General features: G+C 59.8%; 19 protein-coding genes. 10 read left to right on the forward strand and 9 right to left on the reverse strand.

Going from position 1 to position 25,002, the window contains the following annotated elements; all coding sequences use genetic code 11:
- Nucleotides 1-77 precede the first annotated feature (77 nt).
- Genes C2U54_RS11875 through C2U54_RS11885 form a run of 3 tightly spaced genes read left to right on the forward strand, consistent with a single transcriptional unit; the run spans nucleotide 78 to nucleotide 4,266 of the window.
- Entirely contained in the window at nucleotides 78-1,178 is a 1,101-nt protein-coding gene (locus C2U54_RS11875) for an HlyD family secretion protein (RefSeq protein ID WP_103178801.1), read from the forward strand.
- Nucleotides 1,175-2,746: a DHA2 family efflux MFS transporter permease subunit gene (locus tag C2U54_RS11880; RefSeq protein WP_103178802.1), complete on the forward strand. Its 1,572-nt coding sequence runs from the start codon at nucleotides 1,175-1,177 to the stop codon at nucleotides 2,744-2,746. Before C2U54_RS11875 ends, C2U54_RS11880 begins: the two co-directional genes overlap by 4 nt.
- A complete protein-coding gene (locus C2U54_RS11885) occupies nucleotides 2,743-4,266 on the forward strand; it encodes an efflux transporter outer membrane subunit (RefSeq protein WP_199184422.1) in 1,524 nt (507 codons plus the stop codon). The genes C2U54_RS11880 and C2U54_RS11885 overlap by 4 nt, the downstream gene beginning before the upstream one ends.
- A 746-nt stretch (nucleotides 4,267-5,012) precedes the next feature.
- Here the strand turns inward: C2U54_RS11885 and ldtB are convergent.
- Nucleotides 5,013-5,933 carry a L,D-transpeptidase gene (gene ldtB / locus C2U54_RS11895; RefSeq protein WP_103178805.1) on the reverse strand — a complete coding sequence of 307 codons (921 nt, stop codon included), beginning with the start codon at nucleotides 5,931-5,933 and terminating at the stop codon, nucleotides 5,013-5,015.
- Between the two features lie 219 nt (nucleotides 5,934-6,152).
- Here ldtB and C2U54_RS11900 point away from each other — a divergent pair, with 219 nt between their 5' ends.
- Nucleotides 6,153-7,748, forward strand: coding sequence for an ABC-F family ATPase (locus C2U54_RS11900; protein WP_103178806.1), 1,596 nt, complete (start codon nucleotides 6,153-6,155; stop codon nucleotides 7,746-7,748).
- 407 nt (nucleotides 7,749-8,155) lie between these two features.
- Here C2U54_RS11900 and C2U54_RS11905 read toward each other — a convergent pair whose 3' ends face one another.
- From C2U54_RS11905 to C2U54_RS11920, 4 genes are all read right to left on the reverse strand, one after another.
- A complete protein-coding gene (locus C2U54_RS11905) occupies nucleotides 8,156-9,418 on the reverse strand; it encodes a DUF1479 domain-containing protein (protein WP_103178807.1) in 1,263 nt (420 codons plus the stop codon).
- Between the two features lie 150 nt (nucleotides 9,419-9,568).
- Entirely contained in the window at nucleotides 9,569-10,384 is an 816-nt protein-coding gene (locus C2U54_RS11910) for a Cof-type HAD-IIB family hydrolase (protein WP_103178808.1), read from the reverse strand.
- Nucleotides 10,385-10,552: 168 nt separating this feature from the next.
- On the reverse strand, nucleotides 10,553-12,985 hold the full coding sequence (locus C2U54_RS11915; RefSeq protein WP_103178809.1) for a formate C-acetyltransferase/glycerol dehydratase family glycyl radical enzyme: 2,433 nt from the start codon (nucleotides 12,983-12,985) through the stop codon (nucleotides 10,553-10,555).
- A gap of 4 nt (nucleotides 12,986-12,989) precedes the next feature.
- Entirely contained in the window at nucleotides 12,990-13,889 is a 900-nt protein-coding gene (locus C2U54_RS11920) for a glycyl-radical enzyme activating protein (RefSeq protein ID WP_103178810.1), read from the reverse strand.
- Between the two features lie 127 nt (nucleotides 13,890-14,016).
- Between C2U54_RS11920 and fsa the strand changes: the two genes are divergently transcribed.
- Nucleotides 14,017-14,679, forward strand: a complete 663-nt coding sequence (gene fsa, locus C2U54_RS11925) for a fructose-6-phosphate aldolase (protein WP_103178811.1) — start codon at nucleotides 14,017-14,019, stop codon at nucleotides 14,677-14,679.
- An 89-nt stretch (nucleotides 14,680-14,768) separates the two neighbouring features.
- Here fsa and moeB read toward each other — a convergent pair whose 3' ends face one another.
- Together moeB and moeA are read right to left on the reverse strand one after the other, a co-directional pair.
- Complete coding sequence (gene moeB, locus C2U54_RS11930; RefSeq protein WP_103178812.1) at nucleotides 14,769-15,521, reverse strand: molybdopterin-synthase adenylyltransferase MoeB; 753 nt, start codon at nucleotides 15,519-15,521, stop codon at nucleotides 14,769-14,771.
- 2 nt (nucleotides 15,522-15,523) lie between these two features.
- On the reverse strand, nucleotides 15,524-16,756 hold the full coding sequence (moeA, locus tag C2U54_RS11935) for a molybdopterin molybdotransferase MoeA (RefSeq protein WP_103178813.1): 1,233 nt from the start codon (nucleotides 16,754-16,756) through the stop codon (nucleotides 15,524-15,526).
- A gap of 189 nt (nucleotides 16,757-16,945) precedes the next feature.
- On the opposite strand from moeA, the gene iaaA reads away from it, so the two are divergent.
- Genes iaaA through gsiD form a run of 5 tightly spaced genes read left to right on the forward strand, consistent with a single transcriptional unit; the run spans nucleotide 16,946 to nucleotide 23,219 of the window.
- A complete protein-coding gene (gene iaaA / locus C2U54_RS11940; protein WP_103178814.1) occupies nucleotides 16,946-17,884 on the forward strand; it encodes a beta-aspartyl-peptidase in 939 nt (312 codons plus the stop codon).
- Between the two features lie 11 nt (nucleotides 17,885-17,895).
- On the forward strand, nucleotides 17,896-19,767 hold the full coding sequence (gene gsiA, locus C2U54_RS11945; RefSeq protein WP_103178815.1) for a glutathione ABC transporter ATP-binding protein GsiA: 1,872 nt from the start codon (nucleotides 17,896-17,898) through the stop codon (nucleotides 19,765-19,767).
- 32 nt (nucleotides 19,768-19,799) lie between these two features.
- On the forward strand, nucleotides 19,800-21,338 hold the full coding sequence (gene gsiB, locus C2U54_RS11950; protein ID WP_103178816.1) for a glutathione ABC transporter substrate-binding protein GsiB: 1,539 nt from the start codon (nucleotides 19,800-19,802) through the stop codon (nucleotides 21,336-21,338).
- Between the two features lie 47 nt (nucleotides 21,339-21,385).
- Nucleotides 21,386-22,306, forward strand: a complete 921-nt coding sequence (gene gsiC, locus C2U54_RS11955; protein ID WP_103178817.1) for a glutathione ABC transporter permease GsiC — start codon at nucleotides 21,386-21,388, stop codon at nucleotides 22,304-22,306.
- 1 nt (nucleotide 22,307) lies between these two features.
- Nucleotides 22,308-23,219 (forward strand): glutathione ABC transporter permease GsiD, encoded by a 912-nt coding sequence (gsiD, locus tag C2U54_RS11960; protein ID WP_103178818.1) that lies wholly within the window; start codon nucleotides 22,308-22,310, stop codon nucleotides 23,217-23,219.
- Between the two features lie 156 nt (nucleotides 23,220-23,375).
- Here the strand turns inward: gsiD and C2U54_RS11965 are convergent, their stop codons facing one another.
- Both C2U54_RS11965 and C2U54_RS11970 read right to left on the reverse strand, forming a co-directional pair.
- A complete protein-coding gene (locus tag C2U54_RS11965; RefSeq protein ID WP_103178819.1) occupies nucleotides 23,376-24,116 on the reverse strand; it encodes a nitroreductase family protein in 741 nt (246 codons plus the stop codon).
- A gap of 116 nt (nucleotides 24,117-24,232) precedes the next feature.
- Nucleotides 24,233-24,910, reverse strand: a complete 678-nt coding sequence (locus C2U54_RS11970; protein WP_103178820.1) for a type 1 glutamine amidotransferase domain-containing protein — start codon at nucleotides 24,908-24,910, stop codon at nucleotides 24,233-24,235.
- Nucleotides 24,911-25,002: the final 92 nt, after the last annotated feature.

Below are 25,002 nucleotides of genomic sequence, written 5' to 3' on the forward strand. Positions count from 1 at the left end.
AAATGTATAGCAACGTCCTAACTTTAGTGAGCGGTATAAATGGTGATACCGCTCACTAACAGGATGGATGCTGTTCTATGGCCGAAGAAAACCACACCTCTGACGACGCAGATAATAAAGACAGTAAAGAGACTGAACGTAAACGCCCCGGCAAAAAACCGCTGATTATTCTGGGTATTGTGGTGATCGTGATGGTCATCGTGGCCCTGGTCTGGTGGTTGATGACCCGCAACCAGGAGACCACCGACGATGCCTTCACCGAAGGCGACGCCGTCACCATCGCCCCGAAAACCGCAGGCTACGTCACCGAACTGCGGGTGCGGGATAACCAGCGGGTGAAAAAAGGCGATCTGCTGGTGACCATCGATCCCCGGGATACGCTCGCCCAGCGCGATCAGGCTAAAGCCCAGTTGGGTCTGGCCGAGGCCCAATTGCATCAGGCCCAGGCGCAGCTTGCCCTCTCGAAAGTGCAATATCCCGCCCAGCGCGACGAAGCGAATGCCCAGGTGATTAAAGCCCAGGCCGATCTCGCCAATGCCCAGGCGGAGTATCGCCGTCAGCGCGGCGTCGATCCCCGCGCCACTACCCAACAGAGCATCGACGCGGCCAATGCCCAGCTGCGCAGCGCCCAGGCCCAGCTAGCCAGCGCCAAAGCGCAGCTTGAGGTGGCCTCCCAGGTGCAACTGCAAATTCGCCAGCAGGAGACCAACGTCGAAGCCCGGGAACGTCAGGTGGAGCAGGCGCGCGCCCAGCTGGAGACCGCCGAGCTGAACCTTTCTTACACCCAGGTGCGTGCTCCCTTTGATGGCTACATCACGAAGCGCAACGTCCAGACCGGCACCCTGGTGCAGGCGGGCACCGCGCTCTTTTCTCTGGTTTCGAGCGATATCTGGGTGGTGGCCAACTTCAAAGAGTCCCAGCTGGAGCGGATGCGCCCCGGGAATAAGGTTACGCTGAGCGTGGACGCCTGGCCGGATATGGAGCTGGAAGGGCATGTCGACTCTATCCAGCAGGGGAGCGGCTCGCGCTTTGCCGCCTTCCCGTCGGAGAACGCCACCGGTAACTTCGTGAAGATCGTCCAGCGCGTGCCGGTGAAAATTGTTATTGATAAAGGGCTGGACCCTAATAAGCCGCTGCCGCTGGGCCTGTCGGTTGAGCCGAAGGTAACCGTGGAATGACCGACCACAGCCATGAAAACTGGCGGCCCGCCAGCAACCCGTGGGCGGTGGCGATCGTCGTCACCCTCGCGGTGTTTATGGAGATCCTCGACACCACCATCGTGAACGTGGCGCTGCCCCACGTGGCGGGCTCGCTCTCCGCCAGCTATGACGAATCCACCTGGGTGCTCACCAGCTATCTGGTGGCGAACGGCATCGTGCTCCCCATCTCGGCGTTTCTGAGCCGGCTTTTTGGCCGCAAGCAGTTCTTCCTGATCTGCATTGTGATGTTCACCATCTGCTCCTTCCTGTGCGGGATCGCCACCGAGCTTTGGCAGATCATCCTGTTCCGTATTCTGCAGGGCTTCTTTGGTGGCGGGCTGCAGCCGACCCAGCAGTCGGTGCTGCTCGACTACTTTAAGCCGGAAGATCGCGGTAAGGCTTTTGGCCTGTCGTCCATCGCCATTATTGTCGCCCCGGTGCTGGGGCCGACGCTTGGCGGCTGGATCACCGATAACTACTCCTGGCGCTGGGTGTTCTTTATTAACATTCCGGTGGGGATAGTGACCGTTCTGGCGATCTATCAGCTGCTGGAAGATCCGCCCTGGGAGAGTAAATCGAAGGAGAAACTCTCCGTCGACTGGACCGGCATCGGGCTTATCGCCCTTGGCCTCGGCTGCCTGCAGGTGATGCTCGACCGCGGGGAAGACGAAGACTGGTTTAACTCGAACTTTACGCGCACCTTCGCCGTCCTGACGTTGATCGGCATTATCGGCGCCATCTACTGGCTGCTGTATGCCAAAAAGCCGGTGGTGGATCTGCACTGCATGAAGGATAAAAACTTCGCGGTCTCCAGCCTGCTGATGGCCGGTATGGCGATGATCCTCTACGGCAGTTCGGTGGTGATCCCGCAGCTGGCGCAGCAGGACCTGGGCTATACCGCCACCTGGTCAGGGCTGGTGCTCTCGCCCGGCGCGATCCTCATTGTGCTGACCATCCCGCTGGTGCTGAAGCTGATGCCGATTGTGCAGACGCGCTGGATCATCGCCTTCGGCTTTGCCTGCCTGGCGACGGCCTTCTTCTGGTCGCGGACGCTGACGCCGGATATCGACTTCGAGACCCTGGTGCTGTTCCGCAGCGCCCAATCGATTGGGCTGGGGTTCCTGTTTGTGCCCCTGACCACCATCGCCTTTATCTCGATCCCCCGGCGGCTGAACGCCGACGCTGCGGCGCTCTTTACCATGTTCCGCAACGTGGCGGGGTCGGTGGGCATTTCGCTCTCGACGGCAGCCATCACCGAGCGCTCCCAGGCCCACAGCGCGCATCTCGCCACGCATACCTCGGCGTTTGATGAGCCGTTCCAGCAGACGATCCGCGAGATGGCCCAGGCGATCCAGAACTTTACCACCCAGGTGGGCGACCCCACCGGCATCGCCACCGGGCGCATGTACCAGGCGATGATTGAGCAGTCGCGTTTCCTGGCCTACGTGGACGTCTTCACCATTCTGAGCGCGGTGGCCCTCTTACTGATTCCGTTTTGTTTGTTGCTCTCGCCGGTTAAGAGCGAGGGGAGTGCAGGAGCACACTGATGATTCGACGTTTAAGCCCCCTGATGTTAATGCTGCTGCTGGCAGGCTGTGCCGTAGGGCCTGATTACCAGCAGCCCGCGCCGCAAACCCCGAGCCAGTGGAACGATCCGGGAGATGGCGGCGTGAAATCACAAACCGCGTCGAGCGCCATCAATCCTCGCTGGTGGAAAACCTTCGGCGATCCTCAGCTGGATAGCCTGATTGAGCGCGCCATCGCCGGCAACCTGTCGCTACAGCAAACCGTGCTGCGCATCGCCGGGGCGCGGGAACAGATCAACCAGGCGGGCGGCGCCTTCTTCCCGGCGGTGAACGGCAACCTGCAGGCTACCCGGCAGCAGCTGGGGCTGGAGGGGGAGCTGAAATCCCACGGCGTGTACGACCAGCTTGATGATGTCGACCCTGAATTGCGCGGGGCGCTGGGGCCGCTGACCCAGCCGATTAACCTCTATCAGGGCAGCTTTGACGCCCAGTGGGAGCTGGATCTGTGGGGCAAGGTGCGCCGCCAGGTTGAAGCCGCCAACGCTCAGCAGCAGGCGGCTATCGAGCAGCGCAACGATGCGCTGGTGTCGCTGGAGGCGGAAGTCGCCCGCGCCTGGCTCCAGCTGCGCGGTGCCCAGAGCAGCATCGCGACGCTCAACACCCAGATCGAGAGCGCGCAGCAGACTCTGGATCTGACCAGCAGCCGCCAGCGCGGCGGCCTGTCGCCGCAGATGGACGTGGAGAACGCCCGCGCCCAGCTTGGCAATCTGGAGGCGCAGCTTCCGCAGTATGAAGCCCAGGCGCGGCAGGCGATGAACGGCCTGGCGATCCTGCTGGGCAAACCGCCGGGGGCGCTGGACGGCGAATTGCAGGCCAGCAAACCGCTGTCCGAGTTGCCGGAAATTGTCCCCACCGGGATCCCGTCCACGCTGGCGCGGCGACGTCCGGACGTGCGTGAGGCCGAGGCGAATCTGCATGCGGCCACCGCGCAGATCGGCGTGTCGGTGGCGCAGCTCTTCCCCAGCGTCTCCCTCAGCGGCCAGTTTGGGCTGCGTAACAGCGAGGCCAGCTGGCTCACCGACTGGAGCAGCCACTTCTACAGCGTCGGGCCGCAGGTCTCTATTCCCATCTTCCAGGGCGGACGGCTGGTCTCCAGCGTGAAGGTCGCCCGTGCCCAGCAGGGTGCCGCCGTGCTGGACTATCGTCAGACGGTGCTTACCGCGCTGGGGGATGTGGAAAATGCGCTGGTCAGCTACCGCACCGACCAGAAGCGGGAGGCGGGATTAAGCAAAACCATCGATGCGCTGCAAAACGCTTTCGATCTGGCGAGCAGCAGCTATCGTCAGGGGATCGCCACCTTTATCGACGTGCTTGATGCCCAGCGCCAGCTGGCCCAGGCGCAGCAGCAGCGGGATCAGGCCCGGGTGCAGAGTGCGCTGGATCTGGTGGCGCTCTATAAAGCGCTTGGCGGGGGATGGGAGCCGTATCAGGAGGTGCAGCTGCCGGATTATGCTGTGTTTGGGGATGCGCCGAGGGGATGATTTAGCGCTTTGGAAAGAAATTGCATATTCGTCTTTCAGAGGCAAGTTCCGTTCACTTTATGACGGATAGAATATGACGTTCCATCACACGTGAACGGGAAAAGGGGGCCACCGCGGCCCCCTTTTCAATCCCCGCGGCCCCGCAAGAAATCGGTGCTTCGCACTGCGCTCACCTCCCGACCTGCTGCCTGCGGTCGGCTCAACTCGACAGCCTGTCTCGATTCGCCTCTGGCCGCCATCCCTGGCGTCCAGCCCTTGTCATCCGGTCTCCGGCTCGCCGATTTCAGCGGGAACTCAACCCCCGTGCCACATGCAAGACTTATAAAAAATCTTTTTAAATCTTCTTTCAAACAGCTGGAATGGTGGAGGGGGCGGGAGTCCGGCTGAAAATCGCCGAAGCGTTTCCTGTAGGCCGGGGCGAGGCGCAGGGATGCGCCGAGAGGGCGTGACCTACATGGATGTAGGATCACGCCCGACCCGAAAGCCGGAAGGAATAAGCTGAAGACAAAATTGCCGGGAGCAATTTTGGACAGCGCTTGCGCTGGCCCCGAAGGGGTGAGCCCCAGGGATGGGGCGAACAATCCGCGAAGCGGCGATTTTCTTTGCCGGGAGCCGGGATTGTTAAGGGGGCGGCGATAGCCCCCTTAACACGTTCACCGCAGCGGGGTGAACATAATGCAGAAATGCTTTAGTGAACGGAACAATTCCACCGTTACGACAGAATTGTTCCTTTAACAAACGGTCGATTAGTTCAGACGAACCGGCATCCCCGAACGATTCTGAATCGCCTGATCCACAATCGTCGCATCCACATCCTGCTGGCCGGTCACCGCCTGCACATTGCTGGTCAGGGTAATTGGCACAGTCACGTTATTGTCGATCTGCTCTTCGCTGGTAGAGAGCGGGTTATGCACTTCGAGGTAACGGCTGCCATCTGGCTCGGTGGTCGCTTTTACCGGCTCGTTGATGAACTGTACGCGAGTACCCACCGGTACGTTTTCGAACAGGAATTTGATGTCGTCGTTACGCAGACGTACACAACCGTGGCTCACGCGCAGGCCGATACCGAAGTTGGCATTGGTGCCGTGAATCGCATACAGACGGCCAATATAGAGCGCGTACAGACCCATTGGGTTATCCGGGCCCGCAGGCACAACGGCTGGCAGCGGCTCGCCCGCGGCAATGTATTCCGCGTGCATTTTCGCGGTTGGGGTCCAGGTTGGGCCCGCTTTCTTACGCTCAACTTTGGTGGTCCAGTTCATCGGGGTATCTTTACCCAGCTGGCCGATACCGATTGGCAGCACGATTACGGTGTTGGTGCCTTTCGGGTAGTAGTACAGACGCATTTCGGCGCTGTTGATGATGATACCTTCATGCACGGTATCCGGCAGGATCAGCTGCTGAGGAATGTTCAGCACGGTGCCGCCTTTCGGCAGGTACGGATCGACGCCCGGGTTAGCTTCCATCATGTTGGAGAGGCCAAGTTGATATTCTGCTGCGAAATATTCCAGCGGCTGGCTGTTGCCTTCTTCAATGGTCACAACCTGGTTCTGACCGACCAGACGGCTACCGTCGGTTGGCAGTGGATAGGTGACAGCAGAAGCGGTCTTGCAAAACCCTACTACGGCAAACGCCGCCGCAAAAAGCGAAGTTAATTTCATATTCATGTTGTGCGAGGTATCTGTGCCACGTTGGCAGGTTGTTTAAAAGTCAGAACGGTTTAGGGAGCGCATTATATGTGCATTCCCACCCGCATGGAATTCGGATGTGTACTAAATCACACTTTTTTCAATTCTGTTAAGTGTAGCGCTACGTTGTTAAGCGGGATCTCATTTCGGAATTGTGGCATAATGCCGGGTTTATCACACTTCTCGCAGGAATCTCCCGTGTTAGTTACCAGCAACGTCACTATGCAGTTTGGCAGTAAGCCGCTGTTCGAAAACATTTCCGTCAAGTTTGGCGGCGGCAACCGTTACGGCCTGATTGGTGCCAACGGTAGCGGAAAATCCACCTTCATGAAGATCCTCGGCGGCGATTTAGAGCCGACCCTGGGCAACGTTTCTCTCGATCCGAACGAGCGCATCGGTAAGCTGCGTCAGGATCAGTTCGCCTTTGAAGCGTTTACCGTGCTTGATACGGTGATCATGGGGCACGTTGAGCTGTGGGAAGTGAAGCAGGAGCGCGATCGCATCTACGGCCTTGCCGAAATGAGCGAAGAAGATGGCTATAAAGTGGCCGATCTCGAAACCCAGTACGGCGAAATGGACGGCTACTCCGCCGAAGCCCGCGCCGGTGAGCTGCTGCTCGGCGTCGGTATTCCGGTTGAACAGCATTACGGCCCGATGAGCGAAGTCGCGCCAGGCTGGAAGCTGCGTGTTCTGCTGGCGCAGGCGCTCTTCTCCAACCCGGATATCCTGCTGCTCGACGAACCGACGAACAACCTGGACATCGATACCATTCGCTGGCTGGAGCAGACGCTGAACGAGCGTAACAGCACCATGATCATCATCTCGCACGACCGTCACTTCCTGAACATGGTCTGCACCCACATGGCCGATCTCGACTACGGCGAGCTGCGCGTTTATCCGGGCAACTACGACGAGTACATGACCGCCGCGACCCAGGCGCGTGAGCGTCTGCTGGCCGACAACGCCAAGAAAAAGGCGCAGATTGCCGACCTGCAATCCTTCGTCAGCCGCTTTAGCGCCAACGCCTCTAAATCCCGTCAGGCCACCTCCCGCGCCCGTCAGATTGACAAAATCAAGCTGGAAGAAGTTAAAGCCTCCAGCCGTCAGAACCCGTTCATCCGCTTCGAGCAGGATAAGAAACTGTTCCGTAACGCGCTGGAAGTGGAAGCCCTCACCAAGGGCTTTGAAGAGGGGCCGCTGTTTAAAAACTTCAACCTGCTGCTGGAAGTGGGTGAGAAGATCGCGATTATCGGCGCCAACGGCGTGGGTAAATCCACCATGCTGAAGACCCTGGTGGGCGAACTCCAGCCGGACAGCGGCACCGTGAAGTGGTCCGAAAACGCCTCTATCGGCTATTACGCGCAGGATCACGAGTATGAGTTTGAAAACGACCTGACCGTATTCGAATGGATGAGCCAGTGGAAATCAGAAGGCGACGACGAGCAGGTGGTGCGCAGCTTCCTGGGCCGTCTGCTCTTCAGCCAGGACGATATCAAAAAACCGGCGAAGGTCCTCTCCGGGGGTGAGAAGGGCCGTATGCTGTTCGGCAAGCTGATGATGCAGAAACCGAACATTCTGGTGATGGACGAACCGACCAACCACCTGGATATGGAATCGATCGAATCGCTGAACATGGCGCTGGAGATTTATCAGGGCACCCTGATCTTCGTCTCCCACGACCGTGAGTTCGTCAGCTCGCTGGCGACCCGCGTAATTGAAATTACGCCGGAGCGCGTGGTGGACTTCAGCGGTAACTACGAAGACTACCTGCGCAGCAAAGGTATCGACGGCTAATCACCCGTTTCTGACCCTTCCCGTCCGGGGAGGGTCTGCTTTCCCCCTGTCTACACGCTTTCCCCCGCATTTTTCATAACTTATTGTTTATAAACACAATATCAATGCGTTTATATAATTGGTATACCAATTATGGCACCATTTCACCTGTCATATAACTATCGGAAAATTGGTATAAAAACTTAAAAGAAAGGAGAACCGGCGGCGAGCGGAAATCAGGCAGTTTCGTGCAAAAAGCGGGATAAAAGCGGCACACACTTTGTAACCGTTATGCGGTGAGACATCATGACCTGTTGTTTGCGTTAAGAAAAATGATTTTTAACGTAACCGGAGCGCGGTCACAAAATTACCGGGGGGAGATTAAGCGGGGCGGCGACGCCCATACTGGACGCGCCGCCATAAAGGGGTCAGGCCATGCCGAGTGCGCGCTTGCCGTGAATGTTCAGATCATCAACGGTGAAACGTGACTGCCACGTCGCTTCATAATCTTCACGCGGGAAATCGCCTGGCGAGGCGCCGGTTTCCAGCGCCGCTTTTACCTTCTTCGCATAGGCGAGGTTTTTCTCACACATCGGCGCCGCCGGAATGTACATCACGTTGCCCCAGCCCTGCTGGTTCTCGACCGGGGCCACCGAGTGGATCACATCGCAGTGCCACCACACGGAGTCACCTGCTTCCAGAGCCGGAATGCTGGTCAACGCTTCCATTAACAGCGGATGCCACTTCTCGGAGATCGGCAGCACGCGTCCTGGCGCCACGCCGCAGAGTTCATCTTCCGGCACATCATCCAGCAGCGGACGCAGCAGAATGTACGCCATCGCTTCCGGGATTGGCACCACGTGCAGCAGCCCCTGATCCGGGATCATATCTGAGAGCGCCGTCCAGCCCTGGAAGGTGCGGAACACCGAGCATTTGGTGGTGTTGTCCACGGTGTACTCTTCCACTTCGGTGCGGTGGGCGGCATCCCACGGATCGTACTGCTCGATATTGCCATCAAAGACCCGGGCGAAGACCTGCTGATAGGCCGGAAGCAACCAGCGCTCCAGCGCGCCGGAGTCAGTGTGCGCCCCCAGACCCTTCGAGGTGGTTCCCGGCGGACGGCGACGAATGCGGTCCGGGTAGATCACGCTGACGTCCGGGTTGAACCACTGCTTGCCGTTGCTCTCAAAAGTCCATAAACGGTTCAGGAATGACTGCACCTGGGCCATCTCTTCGCTCTGACGGGCTTCCATCTGGGCGTGCGACCAGTAGATCGGGTAGATCTCCGGGCGGGAGGCGGTGAGGGTGCCAAAGAAGTTATCCCCCGGACCTTTATAGACATCATCAAAACGGTTGAGATCCAGATAGTCGAGCATCGCGTTATCCCACGCCAGCGCCTGCTCACGCGGGAAATGACCTTTGATTACCGCACAGCCCCGGCGTTTCACCGCCTCGCGCTGCGCCGGGCTGATGTTACCGCTCTGCACGTCGGCAAAGGGGATCACCGGCCAGACAGGATCGCCTTTGCTTTTCAGGGCATTAATTTCTGCCACGCGGCTGGCAATTTTATCGCTCAGGCGATCAAACACGCCCTGCACGTCGCCAATCTGCGCCCGCAGGTCACGTTTCATCTGGCGGATGGCCGCTTTGTGATCAGCGGGCAAAGTTTCACTGGTAAACGTTAAGGTCATAACAGCCTCGCTATCTTTCATTCGAAAGTAAAAGTAATTACAAGTGATACTTTAGGTTAAAAAAAAGTTAATGCAAGTTAAATAACTTGATGAAGTGCACAACCCGGAGAAAAAGAGGGAGGTTCGCCGGAGGAGGCTCCGGCGGGAAAATCAGTTGCTGAAAGGCGGGGTGTTATCGAGGACGGCCTGAATCACGTTCAGCGCGCCCTGGTGGTTGTTGTCGTCGGTCTGATAGCGGGTGATGGCTTTGATATTTTCGCCCGCGTTACCCATGGCGAAGGAGTAGTGGGCAAATTTCAGCATTTCGGCGTCATTACCGCTGTCGCCAATGGCGACGCACGCCTGCGGGGAGATGTGCCAGCGTTTCAGCAGGCGGCTGATGCCGTTGGCTTTATGCAGGCCGGGAATGATCAGATCGACAAAGCCAAACCCGCTGGTCACCGGCTTCATGATGCCGTCGAGGGAGACATGCAGGGCGTCAATCAGGTTCGGGATATCGCTGTCCGGCAGGTTCAACGAGAACTTGAACAGTACGTCGTCGATGTCGCGATAGTCGCTGATGCGCTGTAAGCGGTGATAGTGTTTTGACATCAGGTCGACGAAGGCATCGGGTGCCTTGTCGCTGACGTAAGCACTCTCCAGACCGCAGGCGACAAAATTCAGGGCGCTATCTTTCAGCAGTTCGCCAATGACAATCTGCGACTCATGTTTGGTCAGTTCGCCGTGGAAGATCTGCTCGCCGTGATCGAACACCAGCGCGCCGTTCTCCGCCACGAAGGAGATCTGCGATTTCAGCTCCGGGAAGAAGGAGATGAGCTGGTAATACTGGTTGCCGCTGGCGACAACGAACTCGATATTGCGGGCCTGAAGTTGCTGGAACTGCGCCTGAAAGCGGTCACGATCGTACTGCTTGGCGTCATCAAGAAAAGTTCCGTCCATATCGGTGACGATAACTTTAACGGTCATACATTGCGCTCCTGGATATAACTGCGACCAGCAACATTCTAATAACAATGTGACCAAAACCACAAATTTAATTTCGAATGAAAGTGAAAAGCCGGGTGGCGCTGACGCTTACCCGGCCTACGGGGGGAATTGTAGGCCCGGTAAGCGTAGCGCCACCGGGCAATGGGGTTACAGCGTATGCTCAGTACGCGCAATAATATCGTCCTGCGCATCCGGTGACAGGGCGGTGAAGAATGCCGAGTAACCCGCCACGCGCACCACCAGATCACGATACTGATCCGGGTGTTTCTTCGCTTCCAGCAGCGTTTCGCGCGACACGATGTTGTACTGGATATGCCAGCCTTTATGCACCTCGAAGAAGGTGCGCAGCAGCACCATCAGCTTCTGGCGGTCGCTGTCGTTATCCAGCGTCGCCGGGTTGAGCTTCTGGTTCAGCAGCACGCCACCCAGAATCGCCTCGGTCGGCAGTTTGCCCACGGAGCCGATAACCGCGGTTGGGCCCAGGTGGTCCGTACCGGAGGCCGGGCTGGCCCCTTCCGCCAGCGGAGTATGCGCTTTACGCCCGTCCGGGGTCGCCATGGTTGCCGCGCCAAACGGCACGTTGGCGGAGATGGACGAGGTGCCGGCATAGTAGTTGCCGCCAATTGGACCGCGACCGTAGCGCGGGTTATGGTACTGCTTCAGCTCTTCGATGTAGGTCTGGTAGGCACGGGTCAGCAGCAGATCCACGCTGTCGTCGTCGTTGCCGTACTTCGGCGCGCCGTTGATCAGACGCTGGCGCAGCTGCTCGTGGGTCAGCCCCTCGTAATCATCCGCAAGGGCCGCCGCCAGCTGCTGCTGACCAATCGCCCCCTCTTCAAAGACCAGCTTCTTCACCGCCGCCAGGCTGTTGCCAAGGTTGGCGATGCCCACCTGCAGGCCGGATACCCAGTCGTACTTCGCGCCGCCCTGCTTTATGCTCTTCGCGCGCTCAATGCAATCATCCACCAGCGCCGAGCAGAGAATGTCGTGGACGTTCTCTTCCAGCATGGTGTCCACCACATATTCGATTTCGATGGACTTGCGGGTGTAATAGCGGATCTGGCTATCCCAGGCGGCCATCACTTCGTCAAAGTTGTTGAAGTTGCCCGCCGAGAGCGCTTTTTCCTGCGGCAGGAATACTTTACCGCTGGTGGCGTCGCGGCCACCCTCCATCGCCGCCAGCATCACGCGGGCGAAGTTAATGAAGCTCATGCCGGTGCAGCGATAGCCCCACTTGCCGCCCACGGCGGTTTCGATACAGCCGATGGCCGCATAGTCGTAGGCGTCCTCTTTCTCTACCCCGAGCTTGATAAATTCCGGGATCACAATCTCATCGTTGTTGAAGGCTGGCATCCCGAAGCCACAGCGGATCACCTGCACGCAGGCGTCGAGGAAGTCGTTGCTCATGCCTGCATGGTAGCGCACGCTCAGGTTCGGCTGGGTGGAGCGCAGACGACCGCAGGATTCCAGAATCGCGTAAGAGAGCGGGTTCACCGCATCCATCGCCATACCGTTCACCAGTTTCTGTCCGCCGATGGTAACGTTCTGATACAGCGGGCTACCGGCAGAGGCTTTGGAGTGGGAGCCGGAGCGGATCTTGTTCACCTCCAGCAGCTTCAGCCAGCAGCTGTGCAGCAGCTCAATGGCGTGCTCACGATCCAGAGACTGGTTCAGCTCCACGTCGCGGCGGTAGTACGGGTAGAGATACTGGTCCATCCGGGCAAAGGAGACCGAATGGCCGTTGGACTCAATCTGCAGGATCAGCTGGATGAAGTAGCACAGCTGCAACGCCTGCCAGAAGGTTTTTGGCGGTTCGTGGGCGATCACATCGCAGTTTTCCGCCATGGCCAGCAGTTCGTCGCGGCGGCGTTCGCGGGTTTCGCTGGCGGCCATCTCACGCGCCAGGTCGGCAAAGCGTTCGATATGCATACTTACCGCTTCCAGCACGATATCGATCGCTTTCAGGAACTGTTCACCGTGCAGATCATCCAGTACCGTCAGGTTGATGCGGGAGCGGCGCTCGGCCACCTTGTGGCGCAGGCCGTCGAGCCCCTTTTCCAGCAGCAGTGGGAAGTTCACCGCCAGGTGGGCGTCGCCGGAGGTCATGTTGCCTTCGGCTTTAATAATCCCGGTTTCCAGCAGGCCTTTTTGCTCATCGGTGAACATACCGTAGCAGCGATCCTGCACCGTCTGGCCACGCCACCACGGGCAGAGTTCATGCAGAACGCGTTTGTTCTCTTCGCTTACCGCAAAGCCCGCGCCCGGACGGTCGGCGAGATCGTCGATCTCTTTTTCAATCCACGAGACGGTGTATTCCGGGAAGATCGGCGCAGCGCGCACTTCGCTTGCCTGGTTACCCATAATCAGTTCGTCATGTTTGATCCAGATGGTGCGCTGCGCCAGGTGATGCGCCAGGGCCAGCGCGCGGCGGACCGGGATCGGCTTATCCATATGCTGCTGGTACATCTCGGTATAGTGCTGCGCACGTTCGGTACAGACCGGCGGCTTTACAATATGGACCAGGGCAGTTTTATGCGCCTTAATGCGATCGCTCAGGGTAGTAAGATTCAGCTGTGTCATAACATTATCCTCGTAAGGTCGCGGTTAACCCTTTCTGGGCGGCGTACTGCCGGGCAAAGTCCAGTAATGCAGGATTATCGAGTGGTTTATTAGGGGCAGAGTAGGGTTGGCCGAGCAGGGTGTATTTGTTCATGCCCAGCGTGTGATACGGTAAAAAATGGATGTCACGGACGTTCAGTTCATCCGCGGCAAAATTGGTAATCGCGGTAATCGACGCTTCATCGGCGTTAAAGCCCTGGATCAGCGGCACGCGAATGGTGAGCGTTTTCCCGGCGGCGGCGAGGCGCCTGAGGTTATCCAGCACCCGTTTCGCCGAGCCGTCGGTCCACTGCTTAAAGACCGCGCCGTCGACATGTTTCAGGTCGGCGAGAAACAGATCGATGTACGGTAACGACGGTTCGATATAGTGCCACGGCACGTGCAGACAGGTTTCCACGGCGGTATGAATGCCCGCGTCGTGGCTGGCCTGGAAGAGGGCGCGGGCCAGCGTCGGGTTCATAAAAGGTTCGCCCCCGGAGAGGGTGACGCCGCCGCCGCTGCGATCGTAAAACGGCTTATCCCGCAGGACGGTGCTCATGATCTCTTCCACCTGCTTCTCTTCACCGCAGACGGTCAGGGCCTGAGTCGGGCAGCAGTGGGTGAGGGCATCCAGATGGGTATCGTCGAGTTTTTCGCGGTGGATCACCAGGCCATTCAGCGTGCGGTGGATGACCGCGGGCGCCGCCTGCTGGCAGAGGTTACACCCCTCCAGGCACAGGCGAGCGTCGAACAGCAGATCCCGCGAGCGTTCGCGGCTTTCAGGGTTCTGACACCAGCGGCAGCACAGGGAGCAGCCTTTCATAAAGACCACGGTACGAATCCCCGGGCCGTCGTGTGTCGAATAACGCTGAATGTTGAAGATCATAATGTCGCCTCTTGTTGCGTATGAATATTAAATTACTTTCGAATGAAAGTTATCTTGACGCAAATCAACTCTGAGGCAGGTTTTGCCGTGATAGGGTTACGGCATAGTCATTTTTGAGGACCCCATCATGGAACTGTATCTCGACACATCCGACGTCATTACTGTTAAAAAACTGGCCCGCATCTTTCCGCTGGCAGGCGTCACCACCAACCCAAGCATTGTTGCCGCGGGCAAAACGCCGCTGGAAGTCCTGCTGCCGCAGCTGCAGGAGGCGATGGGCGGCCAGGGCCGTCTGTTTGCCCAGGTGATGGCGACCAGCGCGGAAGGGATGGTGGAAGATGCGCTGAAGCTGCGCGGTATCGTCGCGGATCTGGTGGTCAAAGTGCCGGTCACGGCGGAAGGGCTGGCGGCCATTAAGATGCTGAAAGCGCAGGGTGTGCCGACGCTCGGTACGGCGGTCTACAGCGCGGCGCAGGGGCTGATGGCGGCGCTGGCGGGGGCGGAGTATGTCGCGCCCTATGTCAACCGCGTGGATGCGCAGGGCGGGGATGGCATTCAGACGGTGGCGGAGCTGCAACAGCTGCTGACGCTCCACGCGCCGCACGCCAAAGTGCTGGCCGCGAGCTTCAAAACCCCGCGTCAGGCGCTGGATTGCCTGCTGGCGGGCTGTGAATCCATCACCCTGCCGCTGGATGTGGCCCAGCAACTGATTACCTCTCCGGCGGTGGACGCGGCGATTGCAAAATTTGAGCAGGACTGGCAGAACGCCTTTGGACGGACATCGATCTGACCTTATTGCCGGGCGGCGCTAACGCTTGCCCGGCCTACGGTTCGAGGTTTTTGTAGGCTGGGTAAGGCGAAGCCGCCACCCGGCATGTTTTACCCCCCGCACACCTCACACCCCGGATTGCGCATCAGCTTCATCTCGCGGAACTGGCAGGTCATCGCGTCGTACATCACGATTTTCCCCGCCGCGGGCGTGCCGTAACGGGCCAGCACCTTAATCGCCTCCATCGCCTGCATCGACCCGATCACCCCCACCAGCGGCGCCATCACCCCCGCCTCAACGCAGGTCAGGGCGTTTTCGCCAAACAGACGGCTCAGGCAGCGGTAGCAGGGCTCGCCCTCCGCCCAGGTAAAGACGCTCACCTGGCCCTCCATGCGGATAGCCGCTCCGGAGACCAGGGGCGTTTTATGGCTGAAACAGCCGGCGTTAAGCTGGTTACGAATGGTGACGTTGTCAGTGCAGTCGAGCACCAGATCGTGTTGGGCTATCTGGTCAGAGAGCGCGGCGTCGTCGAGCAGGGCGTTGAGCAGCGTAAACTGCACGTTAGGGTTGATGCGCGAAAGCGATGCCTGGGCCGAGACCACTTTCGGCTCACCCAGGGTCGCATCGCTGTGCAGGGTCTGGCGTTGCAGGTTGGAGAGCGACACGGTGTCGAAATCGAGCAGCGTCATGCGCCCGACACCGGCCGCCGCCAGATACTGCGCCGCGGCGCAGCCTAATCCGCCGAGGCCGACCACCAGCACATTCGCGGCCTTTAACGCTTCCTGGCCGTCGAAATCAAAGCCGCGCAGCACAATCTGGCGATTGTAGCGCAGCATCTCGTTGTCGCTCAGCTCCACCGTCATGGTTAGCCTCCAAACAGGGCGTTAAACGGCTCGACTTCCACCCACTCACCCGCTTCCACGTTACCGCGTTCGCGCTCAAGCACGATAAAGCAGTTCCCCTGGCTGAAGGAGCTGAAGATATGCGAGCCCTGATGTCCGGTGGAGCGCACCTCCAGCTCGCCCTCGGCGTTACGCGCCAGAATGCCGCGCTGGAAGTCGAGACGGCCCGGCGATTTTTTCAGCCGGGTGGCGGCGCGGACGCGCTGGCGGGCAGGCAGGCTGTGCGCCCGGTTGCCGGAGAGCTTCGCCAGCAATGGCTGTACCAGCTGATAGAAGGTGAGCGCCGCAGAGACCGGGTTCCCCGGCAGGCCGCAGAACCAGCTATCCGGCAGTTTGCCGAAGGCGAAAGGTTTGCCGGGCTTGATGGCCAGTTTCCAGAAGCCGATCTCACCCAGTTCATCGAGGATCGTTTTGGTGTAGTCCGCTTCGCCCACCGAGACGCCACCGGAGCTCAGGACCACGTCGGCCACGCGATCGGCTTCGATAAAGGCCTCCCGCAGTTTTTGCGGATCGTCAGGAATAATGCCGAGGTTGATCACCTCACAGCCGAGCTGCTCCAGCATCAGGTGCACCGCCAGCCGGTTGGTGTCGTAGATCTGCCCTTCGGCCAGCGGCTGGCCCGGCAACTGAAGCTCATCGCCGGTGGAGAAGAGCGCCACGCGCACCTGGCGCACCACGGCGATCTCTGCAATGCCCAGCGAGGCCAGCACCGGCAGTTCGGCGACGGTCAGTTTTGTCCCCGCCGGGAAGACGGTCGCGCCGAGGGCAATATCTTCCCCGCTGCGGCGGATATTTTGTCCCGGCTTCACGCTGGCGGTAAAACGCACGCCATCGTCGGTCTGCTCGGTCTCCTCCTGCATCACCACCGCATCGCAGCCTGGCGGCACCGGCGCGCCGGTCATAATGCGCACGCAGCTTCCGGCAGGCCATTCACCCTGGAAAGGCTGACCGGCAAAGGCTTTTCCCGCCACCGGCAGCGCGGTGCCTGCCGCCAGATCCGCCAGACGCACGGCGTAGCCATCCATCGCTGAGTTATCAAAGCCCGGCACGTTCAGGGGAGAGATGATGTCGGCGGCGGTCACGCGGCCAAAACAGCGCAGCAGCGGCAAGGTTTCCTGCTCTGTAAGCGGAGAAATTCGATCGAGCATCTGGGTGAGTGCCGTCTCAAGCGGCATCAGTCCGGCGGTAAAATCCATGGGTCACTCCAGGGAGAGAATAACGAAGGCGGCCATTATGGCAGAAAAGTGCCGTTAACTGTATGACACCATGGGCTTACCCTTTACATCACGGTGACGTCTTTCTATATTCAAAAATTATATGAATTGTCAGCCACGATAATGATATTTATAAAAAAAGCGGCCATTACGTGCCCAAAGGTAAAGTAAATGGGGAAGGCAGTCATCGCAATCCACGGCGGCGCCGGGGCTATCACCCGCGCGCAGCTTAGTCAGGAGCAGGAGAGGCGTTACGTTGAGGCGCTCTCATCGATTGTGGAAACCGGCCAGCGGATGCTGGAGGCGGGCGAGAGCGCGCTGGATGTGGTTACCGAGGCGGTACGCCTGCTGGAGGAGTGCCCGCTGTTTAACGCCGGGATTGGCGCGGTATTCACCCGGGATGAAACCCACGAGCTGGATGCCTGCGTGATGGACGGCATTAGCCTGAAAGCGGGCGCCGTGGCCGGGGTCAGCCATCTGCGCAACCCGGTGCTGGCCGCCCGTCTGGTGATGGAGCAGAGCCCGCACGTGCTGCTGGTCGGGGAGGGCGCCGAGAAATTTGCCTTTGCCCACGGCATGGAGCCGGTGTCGCCGGAGATTTTCTCTACCCCGGAGCGCTATCAGCAACTGCTGGCGGCCCGCGGGGCGGATGAAACCCGGCTCGACCACGCCGCCCCGCTGGACGAGGCGAGCAAAATGGGGACCGTGGGCGCCGTCGCGCTGGATAAAGCGGGGAATCTGGCTGCGGCCACCTCCACCGGGGGAATGACCAATAAACTGCCTGGCCGGGTGGGCGACAGCCCGCTGCCCGGTGCAGGCTGCTACGCCAATAACGCCAGCGTGGCGGTCTCCTGTACCGGTACCGGGGAGGTGTTTATCCGCACCCTGGCGGCCTATGACATTGCCGCGCTGATGGATTACGGCGGCTTAAGCCTGCCAGAAGCCTGCGAGCGGGTGGTAATGGAAAAACTCCCGGCGCTGGAGGGCAGCGGCGGGCTGATTGCCATCGATCGCGAGGGCAATGTGGCACTACCGTTTAACAGTGAGGGCATGTACCGTGCCTGGGGATACGCAGGCGATACGCCGAGCACCGGGATTTACCGTGAATAAGGGGGAGAGGCATGCCGCACAGTGATGAACTGGACAGTCAGCAGGTGCTGGCGGTACACAACCTGAACGTTGCCTTTTCCGACAACCGTCAGTCGATCCCGGCGGTTAAACACCTCTCTTTTTCGCTAAAACGCGGCGAGACGCTGGCGATTGTCGGTGAGTCCGGTTCCGGTAAATCGGTGACCGCGCTGTCGCTGATGCGCCTGATTGAACAGTCCGGCGGGCAGGTGGCGTGCGATAGCCTGCTGCTGCGCCGTCGCAATGGCCAGGTGAGCGATCTCACCGCCCTGAACCCCTCCCAGATGCGCAGCGTGCGCGGCGCGGATATCGCCATGATTTTCCAGGAGCCGATGACCTCCCTCAATCCGGTTTTTCCGGTGGGGGAGCAGATCGCCGAATCCATTCGCCTGCATCAGGGTCTGAACCGCGATGGGGCGCTGGCCGAAGCCCGGCGCATGCTGGAGCAGGTACGGATCCCGGAGGCCGACGCCGTGCTGTCGCGTTATCCGCACCAGCTTTCCGGCGGCATGCGCCAGCGGGTGATGATCGCCATGGCGCTCTCCTGTCGCCCGGCGGTGCTGATTGCCGATGAACCGACCACCGCGCTGGACGTCACCATCCAGGCGCAGATCCTGCAGCTCATCAAGGTGTTGCAGGAGGAGATGGAGATGGGGGTGATCTTTATCACCCACGATATGGGCGTGGTGGCGGATATCGCCGATCGGGTGCTGGTGATGTATCAGGGCGAGGCGGTTGAAACCGGCACTGTGGAGCAGGTTTTCCATGCCCCTGAGCACCCCTATACGAAGGCGCTGCTGGCCGCGGTGCCACGTCTGGGGGCGATGAACGGCAGCGATCTGCCCCGGCGTTTTCCGCTGATCTCCCTTGCCGAACCCGGCCATCAGGAGGCCGAAACCGAGCAGGATACCGTGGTGCCCGGCGAGCCCATTTTACAGGTGCGCGACCTGGTAACCCGCTTTCCCCTGCGCGGCGGCCTGTTTAACCGCGTCAGGCGCGAAGTCCACGCGGTGGAGAGCGTCAGTTTCGATTTATGGCCCGGCGAAACGCTGTCGCTGGTGGGCGAATCCGGCAGCGGCAAATCGACCACCGGCCGGGCGCTACTGCGGCTGGTGGAGGTCCAGGAGGGCACCATCACCTTTAACGGTGAGCGCATCGACACCCTGCCGGACGGGAAGCTGCAACCCCTGCGGCGGGATATTCAGTTTATTTTCCAGGATCCCTACGCCTCCCTCGATCCCCGCCAGACGGTGGGCTATTCGATTATGGAGCCGCTGCGGGTGCATAACCTGCTGGACGGGGATGCTGCCCAGCGGCGGGTGGCGTGGCTGCTGGAGCGCGTGGGCCTCAAACCGGAACATGCCTGGCGCTATCCCCATGAATTTTCCGGCGGCCAGCGGCAGCGGATCTGTATTGCCCGCGCGCTGGCGCTGAACCCGAAGGTGGTGATTGCCGACGAGTCCGTCTCGGCGCTGGATGTCTCCATCCGGGCGCAGATCATAAACCTGCTGCTCGATTTACAGCGCGAGATGGGCATCGCCTTTCTGTTTATTTCCCACGATATGGCGGTGGTGGAGCGCATCAGCCACCGGGTGGCGGTGATGTACCTCGGGCAGATTGTCGAGATTGGCCCGCGGCGGGCGGTGTTTGAAAATCCGCAGCACCCTTACACCCGCAAACTGATGGCGGCGGTACCGGTGGCCGATCCGGCTCACCGGCAGGCCCGACGGGTGCTGCTGCAGGACGAGCTGCCGGGCAACATTCGCCAGCGGGGAGAACCCATCGAGCGCGTGGCGTTGCGGGAGGTCAGCCCCGGCCATTTCGTCGCGCCGCCGCGTCAGGACAATGCTTTTTCGCGTTTATAACTTAAGACAGCAGGGAACAACAGGAGAAGAACATGACAAAATTTGTTGCTCGCAGATGGCTGTTAGCCGCGAGCGTAACGGCGGCCCTCGCGGCCACGCCGGCCTTCGCAGCAAAAGATGTGGTCGTGGCGGTGGCCTCCAATTTCACCACCCTCGATCCCTATGATGCCAACGACACGCTCTCCCAGCAGGTGGCGAAGTCGTTTTATCAGGGGCTGTTCGGCCTCGATAAAGAGATGCAGCTGAAAAACGTACTGGCCGAGAGCTACACCGTCTCTGATGACGGGCTGGTCTACACCATCAAGCTGCGCAGCGGGGTGAAGTTCCAGGACGGCACCGACTTCAACGCGGAAGCGGTAAAGGTCAACCTCGATCGCGCCAGCAACCCGGACAACAGCCTCAAGCGCTACAACCTCTATAAAAATATCGCCAGCACCGAAGCCGTCGATCCCACCACGGTAAAAATCACTCTCAAAGAACCCTTCTCCGCCTTTATCAACATTCTGGCGCACCCGGCCACGGCGATGATCTCCCCGGCGGCGCTGAAAAAGTATGGCAAAGAGATTGGCTTCCATCCGGTGGGTACCGGGCCGTATGAGCTGGTGACCTGGAACCAGACCGACTTTGTGAAGGTGAAGAAATTTGCCGGTTACTGGCAGCAAGGGCTGCCGAAGCTGGACACCATCACCTGGCGTCCGGTGGTGGATAACAACACCCGCGCGGCGATGCTGCAGACCGGCGAAGCGCAGTTTGCCTTCCCGATCCCCTATGAGCAGGCGGCGCTGCTCGGCAAAAACAGCAAGCTGGAGCTGGTCGCCAGCCCGTCCATTATGCAGCGCTACATCAGCATGAACGTGACGCAAAAGCCGTTCGATAACCCGAAAGTGCGCGAGGCGATCAACTACGCCATCAACCGCGAGGCGCTGGTGAAGGTGGCCTTTGCGGGCTATGCCACTCCGGCAACCGGGGTCGTGCCGCCCACCATCGCCTATTCCCAGCAGTACCATCCGTGGGAATACAATCCGACAAAAGCGCGCGCGCTGCTGAAAGAGGCTGGCTACCCGAATGGCTTCAGCACTACCCTGTGGTCGTCGCACAATCACAGCACCGCCCAGAAGGTGCTGCAGTTTACCCAGCAGCAGCTGGCGCAGGTGGGCATTAAGGTGAAGGTGACGGCAATGGATGCCGGACAGCGTGCCGCCGAAGTGGAAGGCAAAGGGCAGAAAGAGAGCGGGGTGAGGATGTTCTACACCGGCTGGTCGGCCTCTACCGGCGAAGCCGACTGGGCGCTGTCGCCGCTGTTCGCCTCGCAAAACTGGCCGCCAACGCTGTTCAATACCGCGTTTTACAGCAATCCGCAGGTGGATAAAGATCTGACGGATGCCCTGAAAACCACCCAGCCGGAAGAGAAAGCGAAACTGTATAAGGACGCGCAGGATACCATCTGGAAGGAGTCGCCGTGGGTGCCGTTAGTGGTCGAGAAACTGGTTTCGGCGCATAACAAGGCGCTGACCGGGTTCTACATCATGCCGGATACCGGCTTTAGCTTTGACGACGCGGATCTGAAATAGAGCACTCATTCCCGCAGGCATGCCCCTGCGGGATGAGAGGAATGTGCATGCTGAATTATGTGATTAAACGCCTGCTTGGCCTGATCCCGACGCTGCTGATTGTCGCGGTGCTGGTCTTTTTATTTGTGCATCTGCTGCCAGGCGATCCGGCGCGGCTGATTGCCGGTCCGGAAGCGGATGCCACGGTCATTGAGCTGGTGCGTAAGCAACTGGGGCTGGATCAGCCGCTTTACCGGCAGTTCTGGCACTACATCACCAACGTCCTGCAGGGGGATTTTGGTACCTCGATGGTCTCCCGTCGGCCCGTTTCCGCGGAGATCGCCAGCCGCTTTATGCCCACCTTCTGGCTGACCCTCGCCAGCATGGCCTGGGCGGTGCTGTTTGGCCTGATGGCCGGGATTGTGGCAGCCGTGTGGCGTAACCGCTGGCCGGACCGGCTGGGTATGGCGCTGGCGGTGACCGGCATCTCCTTCCCGGCCTTTGCGCTGGGGATGCTGCTGATGCAGATCTTTTCCGTGGAGCTGGGCTGGCTGCCCACCGTGGGTGCGGACAGCTGGCGGCACTACATCCTGCCTTCGCTGACGCTGGGCGCGGCGGTGGCGGCAGTGATGGCCCGCTTCACCCGCGCCTCGTTCGTGGATGTGCTGAATGAAGACTATATGCGCACCGCCCGGGCGAAGGGGGTGAGCGAGAGGTGGGTGATCCTCAAGCACGGCCTGCGCAATGCGATGATCCCGGTGGTCACCATGATGGGGCTACAGTTCGGTTTTCTGCTCGGCGGCTCCATCGTGGTGGAAAAGGTCTTCAACTGGCCGGGGCTTGGGCGCCTGTTGGTCGATTCTGTCGACATGCGCGACTACCCGGTGATCCAGGCGGAAGTGCTGCTCTTTTCGCTGGAGTTTATTCTTATCAACTTAGTGGTGGATGTCCTGTATGCCGCCATTAATCCGGCTATCAGGTATAAGTAAGATGCGACTGTTAAACTGGCGCCGGCAGGCCATGTTAAAGGCGATGCCGGGGCTCAAACCGGATCAGATCCGCACCCCGTGGCATGAATTCTGGCGACGTTTTCGCAAGCAGCCGGTGGCGATCGCCGCCGGACTGTTCGTGCTGATGCTGATCCTGGTGGCGATACTGGCACCGTGGATCGTCCCGTTCGATGCGGAAAACTATTTCGATTACGACCGTCTGAACGAGGGGCCATCAATGATGCACTGGTTCGGCGTGGACTCGCTGGGGCGTGATATCTTCAGCCGGGTGCTGATGGGGGCGCAGATTTCGCTGGCGGCGGGGGTGTTTGCGGTGCTGATTGGCGCGGCTATCGGCACCGTACTGGGGCTGCTGGCGGGCTACTATGAGGGCTGGTGGGACCGGATTATCATGCGCATCTGCGACGTGCTCTTTGCCTTCCCCGGCATTCTGCTGGCGATTGCGGTGGTGGCGGTGATGGGCAACGGCATGGCTAACGTGATTATCGCCGTGGCGATCTTCTCCATTCCGGCCTTCGCCCGTCTGGTGCGCGGCAATACGCTGGTGCTGAAACAGCAGACTTTTATCGAGTCGGCGCGCAGTATCGGCGCCAGCGACACCACGATTCTATTTAATCACATCCTGCCGGGCACCGTCTCCTCCATCGTGGTCTATTTCACCATGCGTATTGGGGTGTCGATTATCTCCGCCGCCAGCCTGTCGTTCCTCGGCTTAGGCGCCCAGCCGCCCACCCCGGAATGGGGCGCAATGCTTAACGAGGCGCGGGCCGATATGGTGATTGCTCCGCACGTAGCGCTGTTCCCGAGCATGGCGATCTTCCTCACCGTGCTGGCGTTTAATCTGTTGGGTGATGGACTGCGGGACGCGCTGGATCCGCGCATTAAGGGGTGATCGGGTGCGCGCATTTTTGCCGGGTGGCGCTGCGCTTACCCGGCCTACAGACTGTGCTCGCATTTATGCCGGGTGGCGCTGACGCTTACCCGGCCTACAAACGGCATTTAACCCGTAGGCCCGTGCAAGCGAAGCGCCGCCGGGCAAGGGCAGGAATTACTTGTCGACGCCGAAGCCCTGCTTAATCAGGGCTGGCAGTACGTCCGGGAAGTAAATGTGCTGGTAATAACCGCTCACGCTTTCACTCCAGGTTTCGCCGTCGGTACGGTTAATCGCCTGCCAGTGTTCGGTCATCTGCTGGTTGTAGCGGGTGATTTTCGCTTCCAGCCCCTCGGTGACATAGGCTTCGTCGTGGCGGAAGGTCTCCAGCGGCAGACGCGGTTTGTGATGGGATGGCACATCGACATGACCAATCACCACGCCCGCGACCGGGAAGGTGTGTTCCGGTAGCTCAAGCAGTTCAATCAGCTCTTGCGGCTTCAGACGGATCCCGCCAATCGGCACAATCCCTAGCCCTTCAGAACGGGCCGCCGCCATCACCGAGCCCAGGGCAATGCCCACGTCGGTCGCGCCTGCCACCAGGCTCTCGATACTCTGGTGCGCCACCTGCTCGTTACCCGCCAGCTTCATGCCAACCTCGGTTTTGTACATATCCAGCACAAAGGTGATAAACACCGGGGCTTTGGCAATCCACGGCTGGCCGCCGGCGATCTGTGAAATTTGCGCCCGCTTTTCGGCATCGCGCGTGACAATAACCGACACCTGCTGGGAATGGACGGAGGTAGGAGCACGGTAAGCAGTGCTGATAATGCGTTCGAGCGTGGTGTCATCGATGGCTTGATCGGTAAAGCTGCGCTCGCTTTTATGGTCGTTAAAGAGGTCAATAATGGTGTTCATAGCATCTCCGGTGTGAATCGCAAAAGCGTATCAGCTCAGCACCCTTTTGCATTTAACACTCTTTGCGGTATGTCGGCACAGGAGGGGGTTACCCGGCCAGCGGCCGGGCGGGGGGATTAGCGCAGCGCAGCCACTAACGCTTTTGCTACCGCTTCGGAACTGCCCGGGTTCTGCCCGGTGATCAACTGGCCGTCTTCGACAATAAAGGATCCCCAGTTCGGGCCTTTCTGGTAGTTCGCACCCAGGGCGATCAACTCATCTTCCACCAGGAAAGGAACGATGTCGGTCAGCTCGACGTCGGCCTCTTCGCCATTGGTAAAACCGGTCACCTGACGGCCCTTGACCAGCGGCTCGCCAGAGGCGGCCTTCACATGGCGCAGAACGCCCGGAGCATGGCAGACGAAGCCGGTGAGTTTACCCGCGCGGGTGAAGGCTTCAATCAGGGAGATGGAGGTCTGGGATTCGGCCAGATCCCACAGCGGGCCGTGGCCGCCCGGATAGAAGACGGCATCAAAATCGTCCTGACGCACGCTGTCGAGCTTCAGGGTATTGGCGAGCTCGCGCTGGGCCGCCGGATCGGCTTTGAAGCGCCGGGTCAGTTCGGTCTGAAAATCGGCGGAATCACTTTTGGGATCCAGTGGCGGCTGGCCGCCCGCCGGGGAAGCCAGCACCACCTCGGCACCTGCGTCTTTGAAGACGTAATAGGGGGCGGCAAACTCCTCCAGCCAGAAGCCGGTTTTCTTGCCGGTATTGCCCAGTTCACTGTGAGAGGTGAGAACCATTAAGACTTTCATTGTTTTCTCCGGTGATGTGGATAGCTATAAAGGTAGCCTGGTTCAGCGAAGCCATCCCCGGAGGGAGGGCTGTTTCAGAATGATTACGGCAG

Origin of the sequence: Leclercia sp. LSNIH1 (genome assembly GCF_002902985.1) — a bacterium.
Lineage (GTDB): Bacteria > Pseudomonadota > Gammaproteobacteria > Enterobacterales > Enterobacteriaceae > Enterobacter.

Bases quoted from the DNA above. Each gene is read 5' to 3' on its own strand.
- C2U54_RS11875 (WP_103178801.1), top strand. From the start codon at position 78: ATGGCCGAAGAAAACCACACCTCTGACGACGCAGATAATAAAGACAGT.
- C2U54_RS11880 (WP_103178802.1), top strand. From the start codon at position 1,175: ATGACCGACCACAGCCATGAAAACTGGCGGCCCGCCAGCAACCCGTGG.
- ldtB (WP_103178805.1), bottom strand. From the start codon at position 5,933: ATGAATATGAAATTAACTTCGCTTTTTGCGGCGGCGTTTGCCGTAGTA.
- C2U54_RS11905 (WP_103178807.1), bottom strand. From the start codon at position 9,418: ATGACCTTAACGTTTACCAGTGAAACTTTGCCCGCTGATCACAAAGCG.
- C2U54_RS11910 (WP_103178808.1), bottom strand. From the start codon at position 10,384: ATGACCGTTAAAGTTATCGTCACCGATATGGACGGAACTTTTCTTGAT.
- C2U54_RS11915 (WP_103178809.1), bottom strand. From the start codon at position 12,985: ATGACACAGCTGAATCTTACTACCCTGAGCGATCGCATTAAGGCGCAT.
- C2U54_RS11920 (WP_103178810.1), bottom strand. From the start codon at position 13,889: ATGATCTTCAACATTCAGCGTTATTCGACACACGACGGCCCGGGGATT.
- fsa (WP_103178811.1), top strand. From the start codon at position 14,017: ATGGAACTGTATCTCGACACATCCGACGTCATTACTGTTAAAAAACTG.
- moeB (WP_103178812.1), bottom strand. From the start codon at position 15,521: ATGACGGTGGAGCTGAGCGACAACGAGATGCTGCGCTACAATCGCCAG.
- moeA (WP_103178813.1), bottom strand. From the start codon at position 16,756: ATGGATTTTACCGCCGGACTGATGCCGCTTGAGACGGCACTCACCCAG.
- iaaA (WP_103178814.1), top strand. From the start codon at position 16,946: ATGGGGAAGGCAGTCATCGCAATCCACGGCGGCGCCGGGGCTATCACC.
- gsiA (WP_103178815.1), top strand. From the start codon at position 17,896: ATGCCGCACAGTGATGAACTGGACAGTCAGCAGGTGCTGGCGGTACAC.
- gsiB (WP_103178816.1), top strand. From the start codon at position 19,800: ATGACAAAATTTGTTGCTCGCAGATGGCTGTTAGCCGCGAGCGTAACG.
- gsiC (WP_103178817.1), top strand. From the start codon at position 21,386: ATGCTGAATTATGTGATTAAACGCCTGCTTGGCCTGATCCCGACGCTG.
- gsiD (WP_103178818.1), top strand. From the start codon at position 22,308: ATGCGACTGTTAAACTGGCGCCGGCAGGCCATGTTAAAGGCGATGCCG.
- C2U54_RS11965 (WP_103178819.1), bottom strand. From the start codon at position 24,116: ATGAACACCATTATTGACCTCTTTAACGACCATAAAAGCGAGCGCAGC.
- C2U54_RS11970 (WP_103178820.1), bottom strand. From the start codon at position 24,910: ATGAAAGTCTTAATGGTTCTCACCTCTCACAGTGAACTGGGCAATACC.